The organism is Gimesia aquarii, assembly GCF_007748195.1.
Classification (GTDB): Bacteria; Planctomycetota; Planctomycetia; order Planctomycetales; family Planctomycetaceae; genus Gimesia; species Gimesia aquarii.
In genome coordinates, this window is the sequence record NZ_CP037920.1 from 2688309 (window position 1) to 2708087 (window position 19779).

A 19779-nucleotide genomic window follows, 5' to 3' on the forward strand; every position below is an offset into this window, starting at 1 on the left:
GGCTTAATATCACTTATCATTTTCCTAATTTTACGGATTGGAGTGAAAAGGCTCTTCGTTTTTTCAGTTTGATTGGACAGATACCGTAAATTCCTTCCTATTTAGTATTACATTATTCATTTGACATCAGAGCAGGGGCAACAACGTGATTCAAGCTTTCAAAACTTTGTCTGTGATTGTTAGTGCAGTATTGATCTCACACCCCTTATTGGCGGATGCTTCTCATCAATCCCAAACATGGACTTTTACTGACAAGGATCATGGTTGGACAGCCTATCGCGATTGCAGTCTCTCTCTGAAAGAGAATTCTCTGCAGGTAAAGAGTACCGGTAAAGATCCTCATTTTGGTCGTGATTTAAAGGCATCCGGCGGCTGGAAGAAAATCAGAATTCGACTTCGTTCTCCTCAGCGACTGAGAGGAGAAATTTACTGGAAAACGCAAAAAAATAACTCATTTTCTGACAAGCGTTCTCAAAAATTCGATACTCGGATGGCACCGAAAAAGTGGCAAGATCTGGTATTAGTCTTTAAGGCGGATTCTGATCTGACGGGTTTACGCATTGATCCCGCCAGCCGTAAAGGTTTGATCGAAATAGAATCCATTTCTTTGGAGAACTCGGAAGCCCCGCGTTCTGCTTCAGCGACTCCCGTTGATCAGATTAAACTATTGAAAGACTTCAAAGTGGAACTCTTGTATTCCGTACCAACTGATGAGCAGGGGTCCTGGGTCAGTATGACCATTGATCCCAAGGGGCGATTGATTGCCTCAGATCAATATGGTGCTCTCTATCGAATTACACCTGCAAAAATCGGATCCAACACGAACGACACTCAGGTAGAAAAACTACCCGTCGATATGGGAATGGCGCATGGTTTGTTATATGCGTTTGATAGTTTGTACGCAGTGGTGAATGGAGGGAAAGAGCGTCCTTCTGGCTTGTATCGTTTGAAGGATACGAATGGTGATGATCAGTTTGACGAAGTGAAATTCTTGAGAGAAATCAAAGGAGCAGGGGAACATGGACCGCATGCCATCATTCTTTCGCCCGATAAGAAGTCACTTTATATCGCTGCGGGAAATCATACCGATTTACCCAAACCTGAAAAATCCTTAGTCCCACGCAATTGGGATGAAGATCTGCTTTTACCACGATTATGGGACGCCCGTGGTCATGCTGCCGGCAAACTGGCTCCTGGTGGTTGGATATGTCGTACCGACCCTGATGGAAAAGAATTTGAAGTTGTCAGCATTGGGTTTAGGAATGAGTATGATATCGCCTTCAATCCAGAAGGAGAACTATTTACTTACGATGCTGATATGGAATGGGATGTCGGGTCTCCCTGGTATCGTCCCACACGTGTCAATCATGCAACCAGCGGTAGTGAATTTGGTTGGCGCTCCGGAACTGGTAAATGGCCTGATTACTATCCCGATAGTCTACCTGCTGTTGTGAATATCGGCCAGGGTTCACCTACCGGTATCGTGTTTGGAACAGGTGCAAAATTTCCGGCAAAGTATCAAGATGCCTTGTTTATTTCTGACTGGAGTTACGGCATTATTTACGCGGTACATATGAAACCACAAGGGGCCTCTTATGTTGCGACATATGAAAAATTTGCCTCAGCCACACCATTGCCTGTTACAGATTTAGTTGTCAATCCGGTCGATGGTGCGTTTTATTTCACGATCGGTGGTAGAAGGACTCAATCTGGTCTGTACCGTATTACTTATACCGGAAACGAGTCGACAGCTCCTGTTGAGCCTACACCAGATGCTCTGGCAGGTTTGCGAGAATTGCGACGTGATCTGGAAGAATTCCATGGCCAGCAGGGAGAAAACATTGTCTATTCCGTATGGCCTTATTTAGGGCATCAAGACCGACACATTCGCTATGCAGCACGAATTGCCCTGGAGCATCAGCCAGTTGAGCAATGGCAAAATTGTGTACTTCTGGAAAAAGACCCTGCGAAGTTGATTACAGCAGGTATTGCTTTAGCTCGGAATGGAAAGCCAAGCTTCAAAACGCCGTTACTGAATCGATTGAAAAGCTTAGACTGGAACGCACTCACTGCAAACCAGAAAATGGATTTATTACGTCTTTACCAATTAGTATTTGTTCGCTTGGGTGAACCAACGGAATCAGAACGTAAAAACGTTCTCGCTCAAATTAATAAAGCTTATCCAGCTCAGAACTCATTTATGAATCGAGAGTTGAGCCGGGTTTTGGTTTATTTAAATGCCCCCAAGGTCATCGAGCGAACTTTGGAACTTCAAAACAAAGCATTGACACAAGAAGAACAGATTCATTATGCCAAAGTGCTCAGCAACCTTGCTGCTGGTTGGAATGATAACTTGCGAAAGAAATATTTTAATTGGTATGTAAAATCGACGGCCCACAAAGGAGGGATGTCGTTTAATAAGTTCCTGGTCAATATTCGAGCAGAAGCAATCAAAACGCTAAGTGACCAGGAGAAAGAAATGCTCAAGCCGATTCTGGAAGTGAATCTGGAAAAATCAGCACCTGTTGTGAAAGGACCCCCGCGTCCATTTGTCAAAAAGTGGACTGTAAGCGAGTTATTAGACGCTGCCAATAATGATAAGATTCAGCGCAATTTTGAGCGCGGACGAGAAATGTTTGCCGCGACGTCCTGTTTCAAATGTCATCGCTTCGCGGGAGAAGGAGGAACTATCGGCCCTGATCTTACTGGAGCAGGGGGGCGTTTTAATGCTCAGAATTTATTGGAGTCGATCATTGAACCTTCTAAAGTTATTTCAGATCAATATGCATCGACCATGTTTATTCTGGATGATGGACGTGTTGTCAATGGGCGCGTGATTAACTTGAGTGGCAAGAACTTGATGGTACTCACCGATATGACGAACCCCAGTAATTTGACCGTAGTAAACCGTGATACCATTGATGAAATGCTACCTTCCAAATCTTCGATGATGCCAACAGGACTCATCGATACATTGACTAAAGAAGAAGCATTGGACTTATTGGCGTATCTGCGATCAGGTGGCAAAACCGATCATGAACTGTTTCAAAAAAAGAAATAGCTTCTTGATGTAGAAGATTCTACCTCATTGAATACTTTTGTATTGATTGCTGGGATTAATCTGGGGTGCCAGTGGTGAATTCGTATTTATCGCCGTCGAAAATCTAATCCATGTGTATGATCTATAGACAACGATTCTTCAGTTATTCTGCATGGATCAAGAGCATCTCACGTTTGCTTACCAGGGACGTCTTCATTGACTGACAGTCATATATGGAAAACTCGTCCCAGAAATATTGGCTTAAGACGAATTGAAATCACAATACTATGCTGAAAACTTCCAATCTTATTACTCGCCGAGACTGGCTTGCTAATACAGCAGCAATCGCCTGTGGTTCGGTTGTTCATCAGGCGATTGCCAATTCAGCAAAGCCGGTCAAAACGAAATCGGTTGCTGCCATCGTCTCGATCTATGAACAGGGGACTCACGCCGATGTTCTGATTGGAAAAATTCTGGAGGGCTGGAAACAGGATGGCGGAGCTGGCCCGGCACTAAAACTGGTATCGCTATACGTCGACCAGTTTACCGATAAGGACATGTCTCGCAAGATGGCTACCAAATACAATGTGCCGATATTCGACTCGATCGAAAACGCCGTCACTGTTGGTAGTGATCGTATACCCGTCGATGGTGTGATCAGTATTGGAGAGCATGGCGACTACCCCTTCAATGAAAAAGAGCAGCAGCTCTATCCTCGCCGTCGTTTTTTTAAAGAGATAACTGATACTTTTAAAAAGTACGGTCGCGTTGTTCCTGTGTTTAATGACAAGCACCTTGGGCCAGTTTGGTCAGATGCAAAATGGATTTACAATCGTGCACAGAAGATGAATGTTCCTTTTATGGCTGGATCGTCTCTACCTCTGACGTATCGAAAGCCTGAATTCAAAGTCCCGATGGGATCTGAAATCGAGGCAGCGGTAGGGATCGGGTACTCTGGTCTCGACATCTATGGTATTCATGCACTCGAATGTTATCAATGTCTGGTCGAGCGACGTCGTGGTGCTGAAAAAGGTGTTAAATGGGTGCAATGTTTGCAGGGTGATCAGGTGTGGAATGCCCTCGATAATGGCATTGTTTCCAAGGATGTATTCAATGCAGCACTCGCGGCAGTACCGAAAAGAGGCAATGTGAATGTTCGTGAAGACCCAGATGTTGCCCTATTTCTATTCAAATACAATGATGGATTTTTAGGAGTCCAGTTTATGTTGCAGTCGGTGAGTCGAACGTCGGTGGCGCTGAAGCTCAAGGGGCAAAAGCGGCCCATTGCCACGCAATTTGAAGAGCGACCGGAACCCTCTCATCCACATTTTGCTTATCTATTGAAAGCAATTGAAGGGATGATCCATACAGGACGTCCGAGCTATCCTGTTGAGCGAACACTTTTAACCGGTGGAATTCTTGATCGAGCACTTACTTCACGAGTTATGAACAGCAAAAAAATGATGACTCCCGAATTGTCAATCCAGTATCAACCAGTCGACTATCCACACGCACCCGTGCCCGAATTGACCTCTTATGATGCCCGCTCTTCAGTAGAATAGGGTAATATCAATCTGCTCTTTTCTTAGCTATTTTACTTTGATTCACACAGAATATTTACGAGTCTGAACTACTGAGATTTGGATGCCAGATTCTCTTTGTGCCTTACATGCAGCAGTACAGGGATGGAGGTTTGCCTGCCTTCTTGTGCCGCTTGAATGTGGAACAGCCGTGTTGTTTCCGGAACCCATTTCGCCGCAGTCAAATAAAATGTTCGTTCGTTTTGATCATCCAGTAGTAACAGGCCGTTCAATCCGATGTTATCGACATAAACGCCGTGGGGTAGATTTCGTCCTGCATACTCGCGTCCAAATCCAACGACACCTTTATATCCGTCTCGTAAAAGCAGGACCTTGGCTGCGATCGTTTCGCCAGGATGAACTGTCAGCTCCAAAGGTTTTTCTGGAATCTCTATAAAATTTAATCCCGCGCCACTTTTTGTATTTGTATCCATTGCCGCGATTCGAATGATTAATCTCGGGCTTTTCAGTAACTGAATGGTACCCAATGAATTCACCGCATACGTTTGTTTTTTGCCAGCAATCATTGCTGAGGCCATGACTTTGATTGGATGATATTTTTCATCTGTCGGTCTGGGCGCTACAAGAGGTCCGGGGAGATCTGTTACTGGGTCTGCAGAAATGACACCATAAGCACGATCATGTCCTGACTGGATAATAATCGGGCTGGTAACATGAAATCCGGGAGGCACATCTGAAATGTCAACTTGAATCGGGCCATCGAACCCATCCATACGCTGTGCGACGACTTCAATTTCTTTCCCGCTACCTGCGTTGATTTTGGGGTTAGCTCCTTTCAGAGTCACCTTGAAGTCCGGTTTTCTAGGGCGAACGGTCAACTCATAATGAAAGTCTTTTCCCTGGAATCCCCGAACATCAGAAACACGTACGTAGTAAGTACCGTCCTTTGGGGCCTTAAATATCAGCCGGGAATCGTCGCCCAGTTCACGTCTACCATCATCATTATTTTCATAATAGGCTGTGAACACTGGAAGGCCGTTGGGAGGTAACTCCGTCCCTACAGGATGAGGCTCTACAATATAACAGGGCTCATGCAGAGCGTGAGTAATGGGGCTGGTCCCAAAATAAGTATAACGTTTCCCACCACTACCGGGGTAGACGTTAAATCCTGAATCAGGACCACGTGGATACAGCCAGAGCTTAACCACTTCGCCGTTGGCATACAGGTATTCGTTCAATTCCATTTCCTGCCAATTATGGATCCGGAAGTCACTTAGGATATTGGAATCTTTGCCTCGGAATGTGAAATACGAATCGCGGACAGCCCGCAGTAAAACTCTGGGGATCTGTTTTCCCTCCGCATCGAGCACTTCGATTTTCGAGTCAAGCTTGGATTTTTTGCGTGCCGCATTGGTTTCAATGAGCCATTCTTCACCTGCCTTGGATTCAAATTGATATAAGTCGAGATCGGAATGATCTTGTTGAGAGGAATGAATCATACCACTGGCGATAACTGAAGGTGACGTCAGAACAGTCGCCTCTTTCGTGTGGTTATTGGGCTCCTGCTCTTTTAACTTGACTGCTTTGATCATTTTTTTGTTATGTAGATTTGGTTTCGCCTTGGTGACTGTATTGTTTTGTTTTTTCTTGGGAGAGGTTGAGTTTGATACAAGTGGATACTGCTCCACAAGACCATTGCTAAATCCGACCAGAGCGTATTTTGAATCTGGCGAAAAAGCAACGGAAGTAGGAATTGCAGGTAAATCGTCGACTACGTCTAACAGGACTAACTGCTCAGCATCCCAGATTTTCAACGAGCGGTCATCGGAAATAGACGCCAGCAGTTTGTTGTCAGGGGAATAAACAAATTGGATTACCGGACTTTCATGTGCGAAGCGCGATGTAATCAGTGGATTGATTTTTGCTGAGTTTCGCGAAACAAACTTCCATTTTCGAATACGGTTATCTGCACCTGCTGCAAGAATGAATTTCCCATCTGGACTGAATGAGACGGCAAATTGTTCTTTGAGAGGCTGGCTGAGAGTATCCAGACGGTTACCTGTTGAAACCTGCCAGATTTTTACTGTAGAGTCAGCGGAGGCACTAGCGAGTGTTGTGCTGTCAGGACTGAATGCCAGATCAAAAATGGCCCCATTGTGGCCTGTTAAGTCTCGTATTTTTTTTCCGGATTCGACATCCCAGAGAATAATGTTTCGATCATAGCTGCCGGTAGCGAGCCATTTTTTATTCGGGCTGATCTGGGAAGCATACAACACATCTCTATGACCCGAAAATTCTTTTAACTTTTTACCAGTCGAAACGTCCCAGATGATTGATTTCCCAAACAGGCCCGTTGTTCCCGAAGAGGTAATCAACCATTTTCCGTCAGGGCTATATCGTACTGAGTTTACTTTACCGGGAAGATCTTTCAAATTATGAACCGTTTTACCAGAGCTGAGTGATAAAATTTCTACTTCTGCAAAACGGGCGATAGCGAGTATACCGTTTTTGGAAGAGGCAAGAGAGGTAATCGGTTTTTTAACCGATTTTATAGGAGCAATTTGAGGAATTGATAATCGAGTGCGCGTCGGTTTTTTTCCGGATGGTCCTTTAGCGCCCTGGCCGATCCACTCTTCCAGAAGTTTAATCTCTTGTGAAGTGAGTTTCTCACCACTGTCTTCAGGGGGCATTACTGGCTTGGCTTCGCCTTTGATCATCCGCATCAGGCGACTGTTGTTACTGTCACCGGGAAAAATCGCAGGACCATGTTTGCCGCCTTTAAGCAGCCCCTGGTAAGTGTCGATTGCGAACTTTCCTTCGGGATCATCAACACTATGACAACTTTCACAATATTTTCGAAACAAGGGGGTGATCTGTTTTTGATAATCAATTTGTGCTTCTTCTGCCTGTAAAGAGTTCGCAGAAGCAAATACAAGAGCGATTGAAAAAGCCAGAATTGTTTTTGTCAAAATGTGTGACATCGATGACCTCAAGTCAGCTATATAAAGTATTTAAATTAGCTAGTACTATCAATTTAATGATTAAACAGAAACTCGCGGCTACTTAAGATACCCCAGAAGAGATCTTCGACAGCTTGGCGTTTTTCTGCTTTTGGTGTTTCAGAGAGCAGTTTTGCGAGTTTGGTTTCTTCTTCAGTTGTCGGTTTACGCGAGAGACATAGCATGTAAATATCTGCTATCAGCTCTTTGTCTGTTTTCTTAGCCGCCATTAATTTCGTAACACGGCTTTCTTTGGCTTTGAGTTTATTGTTGATGGTATCTCCATTGGAAATATGAAGTACTTGAACCATCGTGGGTTCTTCGGTTCGTTCGCATTCACACGTGATCATTCGCTCGTTACGGCCAAACGTTTTCAGGAAGTAAGAGATCACAGAAGAGTCGTATAGCTGAATCGCTCTGGTACCTTTGGGATAGAAGTCGGTCTTTTGAGGGTTCGGTTCGTAAAATTTGGTGAATTCGTCTGGGACTTCAGTGACTTGTGAAATCGAGTCTAAGAGAACTTCAGCCATCATGCGTCTGGGGTAGTATCGGGAATAAAACCGCTTTTCATCTTTGTTTTCAGGTAGCGGTTGGCTGCTCCTCTGGTAGGCAGCAGATTGAAGAATGATCTTCATCAATGCTTTTAAATCGAAGTTATTTTTGACAAGATAATTAGAGGTAGCGTTCAGTAATTCTTCGTTGCTGGCAGGATTTGATTCCCGCATGTCATCAACCGATTCGACCAGTCCCACACCAAAGAAGTTAGCCCAGACACGATTGGTAATGGAACGACTGAAAAAATGGTTCTGTTTCGAAGTCAACCAGTTTGCCAGATAAATGCGACGATCTTCCGGGTCATTGATGTCAATAGGTTCTCCATCCAGTGGAGTAGGGGGTTGTGGCTTACCCGTTAACGGCTGAACCAAATCTCCTTTGGTGGCTACAAAGAGAGTTCGAATACCATCGCCTGAACCTTTACTGCCTCCCCAACCTTTCGCACGGACGCGAGAAAAGAAATTCGCCATCGCGTAATATTGATTATTCGTCCATTTTTCCAAGGGATGATTATGACACTTGGCACAGGCAATTGACAGACCCAGGAATGCCTGACTCACATTCTCCGTCATTGATTCAGGGTCCTGGTGAATGGCATAAAAATTGGTGGCGCCATTTTCAATACTGCTACCTTGCGCGGTAATCAGTTCGCGCACCATCTGATCCCAGGGGGTATTACTTTTTACATGCCCTTTGATCCATTCATGATATTTTTTTACGGCTTGCGGACGAATGAGTACTCCATTGACCAATAAGAGATCCGACCATTTGTAAGTCCAATAGTCGATAAATTCAGGACGGTTTAAGAGCTGCTCAATGAGTTTGTTTCGCTTGTAAGGAGATTGGTCAAAAAGAAATATTTCTGTTTCCTGGGGAGTAGGAAGCGTGCCAATTGTGTCGATGTAGATTCTTCGAATGAAGTCCACATCGTTTGACTGGGGCGAGGGAGGCAGGTTTAAGCGTTTTAATTGTTTAATAACCAGTTCATCAATGAAATTATATTGTGGTGATTTTGCATAGACAGCAGGATCAATCTTTTGTGGATAGGGTGACGTGATTTTTGAAATTGCAATTTTACTGGAAAAGATGCAGACGATAGCTCCTTCACCGAAACCTGTGACCTTGACAGATCCTTTTGCATCTACCTGAGCGACACTTTCATTCACTGAAGAGAATGTGGTCCATTGGGTCACATCACGAACTGACTGATCAGAGTAGTGAGCCTGCACCAGCAGATGTTGTGTTTGTCCTTTAACGAGAATAGATCGGGAAGGGAGTACTTCGATCCGTTCAATGATTGGATCTTTTGCGCTTGGAGGAGTGGCTCCCTGCGCGATCCAACTAGAGAGAATACGGTATTCTGGCGAACCGGTTTCGAAACGAACGCCCCCTTTGTGAGGAACCGCTCCCGTTGGTTTGATCAATATCAGACTGCGGGCGGGATCAGACAATTCAATACGGCGTCCGCGTGACTGTTTTGCGATCGTATGAAAATCACCTTGATCATCAAACGCTTTCAAGGATAGGCGAAATCCACCTTTTCCAGCAAGCGCTCCATGGCAGGCGCCGGTATTACAACTGGCTTTGGTTAAGATTGGCTGTACATCGTTACGAAAGCTCCATTGATGTGGTTTGCTAAAGTTTGTGACGACGACAGAGCTTTTTGACTGAAGTGTTCCCGTGGTTGCTGTAATTATCGCCTGACCATTACTCACAGGTATCAGCGTATCATCTATAATTTTAACAACAGAAGGATCACTCGATGAGAGTTTGTACTCTCTTGAGACTGGTCCCACGATATTACCGCCAGAGATCTTCTGAAAGGAGATACGATGCCGTGCTTCTTTACCGGAGAGTTGAACCTTCTTCGGTAGCAATACCACACTTTCTTCCGATTCAGACGCGAGAAGAGAACTGGTGTTGATACTGGAAATCAACAATCCTATGAAGGTCAAAAATAGAATCAATGATTTAGCTGGTTTTGCAGGAGACATCGAACACTTCTCTTTATGTTTGCATTGTCTTGAAGGATTTTATGACGTACAAGGAGAGATCTTTATCAATGAGCTGGGGTGCCCATCATACGATTTGCTTCAAATCGTAACTTATCTTTAACATCAGTTTTTTATTTGAACTGATTTGTATTTTTAAAACAGCTCGCGAATTTCATGTTTACCCACATCAACGATTGGGAAAGGACGACCTGAGGGACCTGGTAAAATCGTATGCAGGTCGAAACCGAGGCTATGATAGACAGTCGCTGCGAGATCGCCGGGAGAAACGGGCCGATCTGCAGGAACACCGCCAATCGGGTCACTACTACCGACGACACGACCGCCTTGAACGCCGCCACCGGCAAAATAGCAGGTAAAACACTGTGGCCAGTGATCTCGGCCTCCTGCTGGATTCACTTTGGGAGTTCTACCGAACTCGGCAACATTGCATACCAGTGTTTCATCCAGCATCCCTCGATCATAGAGATCTTCAATCAGGGCACTATAGCCCTGGTCATACATGGGAGCCACGATATTCTTCATGCCTTCAATTGAAGTGAAGGGTTTGGAGCCATGAATATCCCATGTGATTTCATTGAAGACGGTCAGGAATGTATTGATGGTGACAAAGCGAACTCCCGATTCTACCAGACGTCGTGCCAGTAGACAGCACTGACCAAACCGATTCATTCCATAACGTTCTCGAACTTTCTTTGGCTCCTTCGCGAGGTCAAAGGCTTCACGGGCCTGTTTACTTGTCATCAAGCGATAAGCAGAATGGAAATTACCGTTCAAGAGTTTGGCATCTTCTGTTGATTCAAAATAGTCAATTGTGTTATCGACCACTTCACGAATCTTTTTACGACGTTCCAGTCGAGCTGTTCCGATTTCTTTCGGGGGCAGCAAGTCAGGAACTTTAAAGTCCGGCTTGGATGGATCAGCCATCAGTGCAAACGGGTCATGCGCTTTTCCCAGGAAACCGCCGGCTTGACCGTTGGGAAGATTCCCACCACCCCGGCCCATGGTTTCAGGTAACACAACGTTTGCTGGTAGATCTGTTTTACGACCGCGAAGATAATCAACGACGGACCCGATGTGGGGAGTGTTAATTCCACCTGTAAAAATTCGACCGGTTTGCATCATTTGCCAGCCGGCATCATGTACGGCGGCTGCCGTGTGATAGCAGGAGCGAACGAGCGAAAACTTGTCGGCCACTTTGGCATGCAGAGGTAAAATTTCTGAGATGTCAATTTCAGGTGAAGCCGTGTGGATGGGTTTAAAAGGACCACGGATTTCAGCGGGAGCATCCGGTTTCATGTCGAATGTATCCAACTGACTGGGAGCACCGAGATTGAAGATCATGATCGCCGAACGGTTGTCATTTTTTTTATCGACCAGACCTTGATCTTTCGCTTCCAGGTATTGAGGTAACGACAGCCCCATAGCGCCCAATGTTCCGACTTGGAGAAAGTCTCTGCGAGTAACTCCACAACAGGTATGTGCCGCTCCCTGACCAGTAAACTTCAGCATAATGCGCCCCAATAGAATGGACCTAAAACAAACTTAATCGTTTAAAATTGGTCTTGTATTTATTTGTCATCACCCAATAAAGAATGCTTGTACTTTCATTATATGCGTAAGAAATTCCTTATTCGCTTATTTTTGCATATCGTAGATGCTAAGATCAACGGTGTCTTGTAGAAAACACGCATAAATTTGTATTATTTACGCATGGTGAATCCTCAGACATTTCGTGATCAGTTCTTGAAACGACTTGATAATAAACTCCATTTGGAAGAGTTATTTAATTATATTCCTGATGCGCACTTTTTTGCGAAAGACGCACAAGGACGATTCATAAATATCAGTCAAACTTGGATGGATGTTCGTGCGATTTCCAAAGAAGAAGATATCATCGGAAAGACTGATTTTGATATTCATCCGAAGGACCTCGCTCAACAGTATGTCGCTGAAGATCAGCGAGTGATGCAGTCTGCCAAACCACTTCCCAATCAGGTCTGGTTAGTCCCCGATCGGCACGGAAATCTAAAGTGGTATCTTTGCAGTAAAATCCCCTTATTCGGTGATGGTGGTAAAGTCATTGGGGTTGCTGGTGTGTTACGAGATATCAAAGTGGCTGGTTCCGAATTTCAGTCTTATCAGGAGTTAGACAAGGTCATCGCTTATGTACTCGAACATTATCGCGAACGGATTCAAATTTCGGATCTGGCGGATCTCATCTTTTTGTCCGTCAGTCAATTTGATCGCAAATTCAAAAAGCTGTATCAGATTACTCCACAGAAATATATTCTGCGTGTCAGAATCAATGCCGCCTGTCAGTCGTTAACGCGAACCGAAAAACGAATTTCTGAAATCGCGTTGGAGTCCGGGTTTTATGATCAGAGTTATTTTACAAAGCAGTTTGTGAATCTAATGGGAATTTCACCGTCGGAGTATCGGAAGAAATTTAAACAGGCCGAAACCATCTCTTAAGTCCATTGTTATTTTGTTGAGTTCCTGTTTACGCGATAATTTTATCGATGATATGGCCTCCGACATCGGTTAGGCGGAAACGTCTTCCACTGTAAAGATACGTAAGTTTTTCGTGGTCCATTCCCAATAGTCGCAGAATCGTGGCATGCAGATCATTCACGTGCACTTTATCTTCTGCGGCTTTAAATCCAATTTCGTCGGTGGCTCCGTAGCTGGTTCCTGCTTTGACGCCACCTCCTGCTAACCATGTTGTAAACGCATGTGGGTTATGGTCTCGTCCGGGAGTGGCTCCTTTTTGGGCGATCGGCAGACGACCGAATTCACCCCCCCAGACCACGAGTGTTTCATCGAGTAAACCACGTGAAGCCAAATCAGCCAGTAATGCGGCGATGGGTTGATCCGTTTCTCCGGCGAAGCCGCTGTGGTTGCCTTTAATATCGGAGTGACCATCCCAGCTACGCTGGTTTTCCATGCCACCCGAATAGATCTGCACAAAACGGGTGCCACGTTCAACCATTCGTCGTGCGATCAGACATTGTTTGGCAAAGTGCTCACATTTTTTGTTACCGATGCCGTATTGCTCCTGAAGGTGTTTGGGTTCTCTAGAGATATCCAATGCTTCTGGCGCTGCACTCTGCATTCGATAAGCAAGTTCAAAACTCTCAATCCGCGCTGCCAGTTCCTGATCGCCTTCATTCTGTTGAAGATGTTGACGGTTCAATGATTTCAATAAGTCGAGTTGAGAACGCTGTCGTCCTTTTTCAGTGAGTGCTGTTGGCGGCTTCAGATTATCAATCGGTTCACCGCTTGGTTTTAGGTAAGTTCCCTGATATACACTTGGCAGAAAACCGGCTCCCCAGTTCAAACTTTGTCCTTTGGGAAGACCTCTTCCTAAGGGGTCTGACATAACAACAAACGCGGGTAGGCTGTTACTTTCAGAGCCCAGTCCATATGTCACCCAGGAACCGACGCAGGGGTATCCCATCTTAGGAACGCCGCAGTTCATCATAAATAGAGCGGGACTATGGTTGTTCGATTCTGTATGACCTGAGTGAATGAACGCCATCTTGTCAACGTGCTGAGACAGATGGGGAAAGAGATCGGAGACCCATTTTCCTGACTCTCCATACTGTTTAAATTTGAAGGGGCTCTTCATTAAGGGCCCTACAGCGTTCTGAAAGAATCCTGTTTTGTTATCAAAGCCCTCTAAAGCGACGCCATCTCGTTTTTCAAGCTCGGGTTTATAGTCCCAGGTATCAACGTGACTCGGTCCCCCGTTGATGAATAACCAGATTACTGATTTTGCTTTTGCAGGTAAATGCGCCGGTTTAGGAGCCAGCGGATTCGTCGCTTTCACTGCAGGAGCAGCGCCGGCTGTTTCCAGAACCCCCTCCTGCTGCAATAAGCTAAGCAGTCCCAAAGTTCCTAAGCCACTTCCGGCCCGCTTAAGCAATTGCCGTCTTGCCAGAAGTTGGTTCAATGAGATCGTCGGTAATTCCGATATTGGTTGTAACATCATGTTTCCTCAATGAAAGATTATGTTTGGTCTCAATTTCGTAGTGAATTTATATTAAGGATGCTGATCAATTCGGGTAAATAAATTCATTGGTACTTAATAATGCGTGTGTGAAATCAGTGAGAGCCAGTAGTGTAGCTTGCGGTTTTTTTTCTGACTCATATGATTTTTTATGTTGTTGAATGAAGTCCAGTGAAACTGCTGCTTCATTTTTTGATGGTTCTCTTCCCAGCGCAATTTGATAGGCGCTCTCGACTGCTTTTTCGAGGGAAGCCGGATTGGCTGCGTGAATTCGTTTGGCAAACGATTGCGCACTTTCGCGAATGAACTTTGCATTCATGAATAAAAGTGCCTGTGGTGCGATCGTAGTGCTGGGACGTTGTCCAATGCTGACCAGTGCTTCAGGAGCATCAAACAGTTGCATCATGGGGATTAACTTGCTGCGTTTGATTTTGAAATAGATACTGCGGCGTTGATTGTTTTGTTGCAGAGTCCCCGGGCCATACATGGTCTTGTCGAGTCGATTTCCGATATAGAGAATGGAATCGCGTATTGCTTCTCCTTCCAGTCTCTGAGGAGAACGACGCCAATACAGTTGATTTTCCGGATCAACTTTTGACTTTTCTGGATCGAAATTCGTCGACTGTCGATATGTTTCACTGAGCATGATTTTTTTGTGCAACGGTTTCAGATGCCAATGATGATTTACGAGTTGGTTGGCCAGATATTCAAGTAATTCAGGATGTGTGGGCCGGTCTCCCTGTAGACCAAAATCGTTGGGGGAAGAAACAATTCCACTACCAAAGTGGTGTTGCCAGATTCGATTTACCATCACACGAGCCAATAAAGCACCTGCCCCCTGATTTGTATCAGTGATCCAGTTAGCCAGAGACGTTCGACGATACGAAGTGCTGGCGGTTTTGGGAGGGGCAACAATCCACTCTTTTTCCTGGTCAGGAGATCGCATCAGAACTTGCAGGAAGCTCTGCTTCGCGACTGCTCCTTTTTGTGCGGTATCGCCACGTGTAAGATAGTATGTTTCTTCAAAGAAGTCTTTCCCTTGTGAATGATGTCGAACGGGTTTAATCTTCGGACCTTCACTACAGATCATCACTTTTGTCAGTGCCGGTTGTGGTTCTGTTTTCAGATGCAGTTTCACTTTGTGGGCGAGTGCGGCCCATTGTGTGTCTTGCTCACTAAACCAGCGTTTCAGTATCCCTTTTTGTTTTGGAGTCAACTGGTTCAGTTTTCCCACTTTAACAAGTTCAATGGCTTTCATCAGATGTTCGGAGCTGCTGGTTCCCGTTTTGACTTCAGGTGAAGGGGAACTGGTGAGTGAGAAACGAGGATGTCCAATGCTATGATTGACATTATTTGTGAAGGACATTGTCACAGTGAGTTCTGTCTCGCCTTCCCAATCAATTGGCTCTTCCAGGTCGAACACAATGGCCTGATCTTTTCCGATGCCTCCCAAATCGACGGCCCAGCCAGATCCATATTGTCCGTCAATGGCGCTCTTTGCTGAGAGCGTCGTTTTGTTTTGTTCGTGAGTGGCACGTGCATTGGTCAGTTTGATATTTTTCGCTTTTGCTTTTTTATCTGAGACCGCCTTGGCTTTGACTTTGAATGCCGTCAATGAGAAATTTCCGTTTACAGCACGCCCAGGTCCCTGTCGTGGTAACGATCGATGTGTTAATGCTTCGAGTCGAATTGATCGGACAGGTCTCACATTCGTACGGAGCGTGAATGTAAAATGCTCCTGATTGATATTGGGACCACTGACGAGAATCGAACCGTCATCCAGTTTCTCAAAACGAGCTTTGCCTTTTGAAGTGTGGCTTATCACTTCTGGTAAAATCCATTCATCAAATTGTGCCGCATCAATTATTCTCTGTTTCAACCAGTTTTCAAAACCTGGATTGATCTGCTTTGATTCATATTCTTTTAAGGCTTGTACTAATGGAGCATGAGCAATATCAAATTTTTGTTTCTGTTTCTGGTATGTTTTGGGATCGAGATCCAGTTCGATTTCGGTGCGGACTGTGGTGGTGAAGGTGGAGAGCAATCTATAGTAATCGTCGCTGGCGATCGGATCAAATTTATGATCATGGCAACGGGCACACCCGACGCTCAAGCCAAGCATTGCCTGACTGGTTGTGTTGAGCATATCGTCCAAAGCATCATAGCGGGTGCGTTCGACTTCATTGGCAGTGATCTGAGTCGGAAAGACTCCCGCACCCAAAAATCCGGTCGCCATTAATGCGAGTGGGTTGTCTGGGGCTATCTCATCACCGGCCAACTGCCATTTGACAAACTGATCGTAAGGCATATCCTGATTCAATGCTTTGATCACAAAGTCTCGATAGTGATACGCAAAGTTCCGGTCATAATCATGTTCAAAGCCATGACTCTCTGCAAAGCGGGCGATATCCAGCCAATGGCGGGCCCAGCGTTCGCCATAATGGGGACTGTCAAGCAGCCGGTCGATGAGGTTTTCATGTGCTTTGGGAGAATTGTCCGCCAGAAACTCTTCGACTTCAGCCGGAGTAGGGGGGAGACCAATCAGATCAAAAAAAGCACGACGGATGTAAACACGTTTGCTGACTTCCTTGTTAAGCGTCAGTCCCTGTTCTTCCTGCTTAGCTAGAATGAATTGGTCTATTTCATTTCGACTGCGGTTACTGTGTTTCGTTTTCGGAATCGCAGGAATACTCAAAGGTTGAAACGACCAGAAATTCCGGTCATCGTCTGTGATGACTAGCTTCTCAGAGCCAGATTTACTGGAAGTCGCCAACGGTTTGTCATAAGGGGCTCCCAGATCAATCCATTTTGCCAGACTGGCCATTTCTTTCGCTGAAAGCTTCTTTTCTTTTAAAGGCATGTAAGGTTCTTCGCGGTGTTCCACCAGCGCCATCAAATGACTCTCTTTGGCAGTTTTCTCGATCATGCCGCTGTCGAGCAGTTTTTTGCGAGTGGCAAGATCAAAGTCTCCCTTAACAGATTTCCCGCCATGACATTTGAGACACTTGGCGACTAACAGCGGTCGCACCTCTTTTTTAAAGAGTTCAAGTCCCTGCTGCATCCGTTGAGCATGGTCAGGAGGCAGTGTTTCTTTCTTTTCAGCTGCGGAAAGAAAAGCGGGCCAAACGATTCCGAACAACAGTATGAGCGCGATGAAAATGTTTCGCATCAATGCCTCGTCGTCTTGAATTAAAATCAGGTGAGAGTTCAGGGAGTGATTGTCTTTAGTTTCTATGTCACAATAAATCAGTGGAGAAATCAATCAGGAATTGGGTTTTCCATATTCATATAGCTTTAAAATATCCTCAGCAGATAAGGCACGTCCAAATAACGCAAATTCATCCAGACGGCCATTTAAACTTCGAATGCTATGTTCGCCAGTGTGTTCTTTCGGTCGCCAATTTCCAATTTCTGCAGGACCGATCACCAGAGGAATCGGGTTTTCAAGTCGGTGATGACTTACGGGTAAGCCATCTAGATAGTGAATCACTTCTTTTTTCTGATGATCATAAACGGTCACCAGAAAAATCCAGCGGCCAAGATCGGTTGGTTTCAAAACCACGGGTGAGAAATAATTCTTCCCTCCCCCTTCTTTGATTCCCAGGATGATCTCGCCTTGATCACTTAACTGCCAGTGTGGATTACCGGGATTGTAACCATCGGTCAGCATGAGCGAACTCAGCCAACGGTCAAAGCCTTCAATTCGGACCCATGCCATGAAAGTAAGAGACTGATACTCTCCGGGAACATGTAGGCGAACACGGTCACTGGTCCGTTTGAATTCCAGAGCGCGTTTCTGAGGCCAGCGCCCCGAAGTCCACTGGCAGCCCACAATTGCTCCATCGATTGAAGATTTATTGTGCTGACTTTTGTTGCTGAGCGTTCTTAACCAGTTTGAAGTCTCTTCAAAATCGTAATAAGCGATCAGTGATGGATCCGTTTTCAAACTCTGATTCTGTTTTTGCCAGCGGGTAAATTGTTGTTGCTGTTGTTGCTCTGCCAGAAGCGACAACTCCTCCAGATTGATTAAAGGTAACATGCCTTCCGTTAAACGGTTAGTAATCCCCTGTTGGTCAAATTGCACGCCTTCCCCGGTTTTTAGGCTTTGAATATTGGAAGGAGTTTTTCTTTGATTGGACGGATGCAATTCCACCATGCCATCAATGACCTGAACCTGCCCATCCCCTGATGGTTCAAGGGACAGAGTGAATTCCGTACCCAGATCAACGACATTCAATTTTGATGTTTCAATTGTAAACCCCTGAGCCTGTTCGGGAACGGAAGCCCGGACTTTTCCATATTTGCAGAACGTTTTTAGTGGGGAAATTAACTCAAATGCAGCAGGACCTTCAATCAGGACCGAGGCACCGCTGATCAACTCGACCTGAATCGTTCCTTTTTTCAGTTTCAACCAGCCTGCAGAGAGACCAGCGCCAGTTTGTAGATTGCGAGGAGTGTCCCATTCGACGCCAACTGCTTGCGTTAAAAGCGCAATATGATCAGTTTTTGGTGAGTTCGTTTCAACTTCGGACGCGGTTTTGGGGGAATCTGCGATGAATGGTTCACTATTGGTGCGCGTATTCCAGCCAGCATAGTATGCCAGTGACAACAATAGTGTGGCTGCAACGAGTGAAGAGGCCAGTAACAGCAGAAAACGGGGAGTTCCCAATCTGGTTTGCGGCACAGTATGTGTCGGATGTGGAATCCAATCATCAGATTCCCTAGTCTCAGTTGCCCAGACTGACAGACCAGCATGGACTCGCATGTAATCTAAATAAGACTGACGTTGTTTTGGATCTTCTTTAAGTAGTTGTTCCAGTTCAGAATGTGCATCCTGGCTGATGTTTCCTTGCAGGAGTGCATCAATGAGCTGGATTAACCGATCTTTGTGGGAATCATTTTGCTTCATGTGCCGGCCTCCGGTGAATGAAGTGACTGCTGCATACAGTCCATGAGTCGAAGTCGTAAGCGAGATAACTTCTTATAAATGGCATCACTGGAACGACCTAATTGTTCGGCAACATCTTTTATTGTGCGTTGTCCGTGATAACAATCGAGAATGAGTTGCTGATTTTCACGATCGAGTTTTTTGATACAGTCGTCGAGTGCCTGCTTTTGTTGATCTGTTTCGGAGAGTGAACTTGTTTGTTGTTCCGCAATGAGCGAAAGGACTTCTTCAGAAAAATAGTGCCGATCGCGACTTTGGACCCGCTGAAAATTTTTCACTTCATAAAAAGCAATTCCACAAGCCCATGCGGAAAAACTCTGTTCTGAATCAAAGGTGGACCATTTTCGCCACAAAACAAGACAAGTTTGCTGAAACACATCCTCGGCATCAGTCTGATGAGGCAGTAATGTCCCGATGAAACCACGAATCAGACTATGGTGCCTGGCCAGCAATGAAACAAACTGCTCATTGGGAATCGAGCCTGAGCCTGTTTCAGTTTTTTGATGTATTTCTGATGAGCCGTTCATAATAATAATCGTACGCAGATTTCAAAATTGGACGGGGGTTAGCAACTTAAACTAGATAAATCCTTTGAAACGGCGTTCAAAACCTGATGTAAGTTTATGAATCAATAAGGGTTATGGTTCGGAACTCAAAATGAGTTTTTTCTCT

General features: G+C 45.2%; 10 protein-coding genes. 3 read left to right on the top strand and 7 right to left on the bottom strand.

Annotated elements, in window-relative coordinates; genetic code table 11:
* The first annotated feature begins 145 nt into the window (after positions 1 to 145).
* Complete coding sequence (locus tag V144x_RS10795) at positions 146 to 3061, top strand: c-type cytochrome (RefSeq protein WP_144985175.1); 2916 nt, start codon at positions 146 to 148, stop codon at positions 3059 to 3061.
* 266 nt (positions 3062 to 3327) lie between these two features.
* Positions 3328 to 4602, top strand: coding sequence for a hypothetical protein (locus tag V144x_RS10800; RefSeq protein ID WP_232102786.1), 1275 nt, complete (start codon positions 3328 to 3330; stop codon positions 4600 to 4602).
* A 68-nt stretch (positions 4603 to 4670) separates the two neighbouring features.
* On the opposite strand, the gene V144x_RS10805 is transcribed toward V144x_RS10800, so the two are convergent.
* The 3 genes from V144x_RS10805 to V144x_RS10815 form a co-directional block, all read right to left on the bottom strand.
* On the bottom strand, positions 4671 to 7562 hold the full coding sequence (locus V144x_RS10805; protein WP_144985176.1) for a c-type cytochrome domain-containing protein: 2892 nt from the start codon (positions 7560 to 7562) through the stop codon (positions 4671 to 4673).
* 53 nt (positions 7563 to 7615) lie between these two features.
* Positions 7616 to 10129, bottom strand: coding sequence for a DUF1553 domain-containing protein (locus V144x_RS10810; RefSeq protein WP_144985177.1), 2514 nt, complete (start codon positions 10127 to 10129; stop codon positions 7616 to 7618).
* Positions 10130 to 10282: 153 nt separating this feature from the next.
* Positions 10283 to 11659, bottom strand: coding sequence for a DUF1501 domain-containing protein (locus V144x_RS10815; RefSeq protein ID WP_144985178.1), 1377 nt, complete (start codon positions 11657 to 11659; stop codon positions 10283 to 10285).
* Positions 11660 to 11860: 201 nt separating this feature from the next.
* Between V144x_RS10815 and V144x_RS10820 the strand changes: the two genes are divergently transcribed.
* Positions 11861 to 12622, top strand: coding sequence for an AraC family transcriptional regulator (locus V144x_RS10820; RefSeq protein WP_144985179.1), 762 nt, complete (start codon positions 11861 to 11863; stop codon positions 12620 to 12622).
* A 28-nt stretch (positions 12623 to 12650) separates the two neighbouring features.
* Here the strand turns inward: V144x_RS10820 and V144x_RS10825 are convergent, their stop codons facing one another.
* The 4 genes from V144x_RS10825 to V144x_RS10840 form a co-directional block, all read right to left on the bottom strand.
* Complete coding sequence (locus V144x_RS10825; protein ID WP_232102787.1) at positions 12651 to 14141, bottom strand: DUF1501 domain-containing protein; 1491 nt, start codon at positions 14139 to 14141, stop codon at positions 12651 to 12653.
* Positions 14142 to 14205: 64 nt separating this feature from the next.
* Positions 14206 to 17328 (bottom strand): DUF1549 and DUF1553 domain-containing protein, encoded by a 3123-nt coding sequence (locus V144x_RS10830; RefSeq protein ID WP_144985180.1) that lies wholly within the window; start codon positions 17326 to 17328, stop codon positions 14206 to 14208.
* Positions 17329 to 17421: 93 nt separating this feature from the next.
* Positions 17422 to 19068: a LamG-like jellyroll fold domain-containing protein gene (locus V144x_RS10835; RefSeq protein WP_144985181.1), complete on the bottom strand. Its 1647-nt coding sequence runs from the start codon at positions 19066 to 19068 to the stop codon at positions 17422 to 17424.
* Positions 19065 to 19634, bottom strand: coding sequence for a sigma-70 family RNA polymerase sigma factor (locus V144x_RS10840; protein ID WP_144985182.1), 570 nt, complete (start codon positions 19632 to 19634; stop codon positions 19065 to 19067). Before V144x_RS10840 ends, V144x_RS10835 begins: the two co-directional genes overlap by 4 nt.
* Positions 19635 to 19779 lie beyond the last annotated feature (145 nt).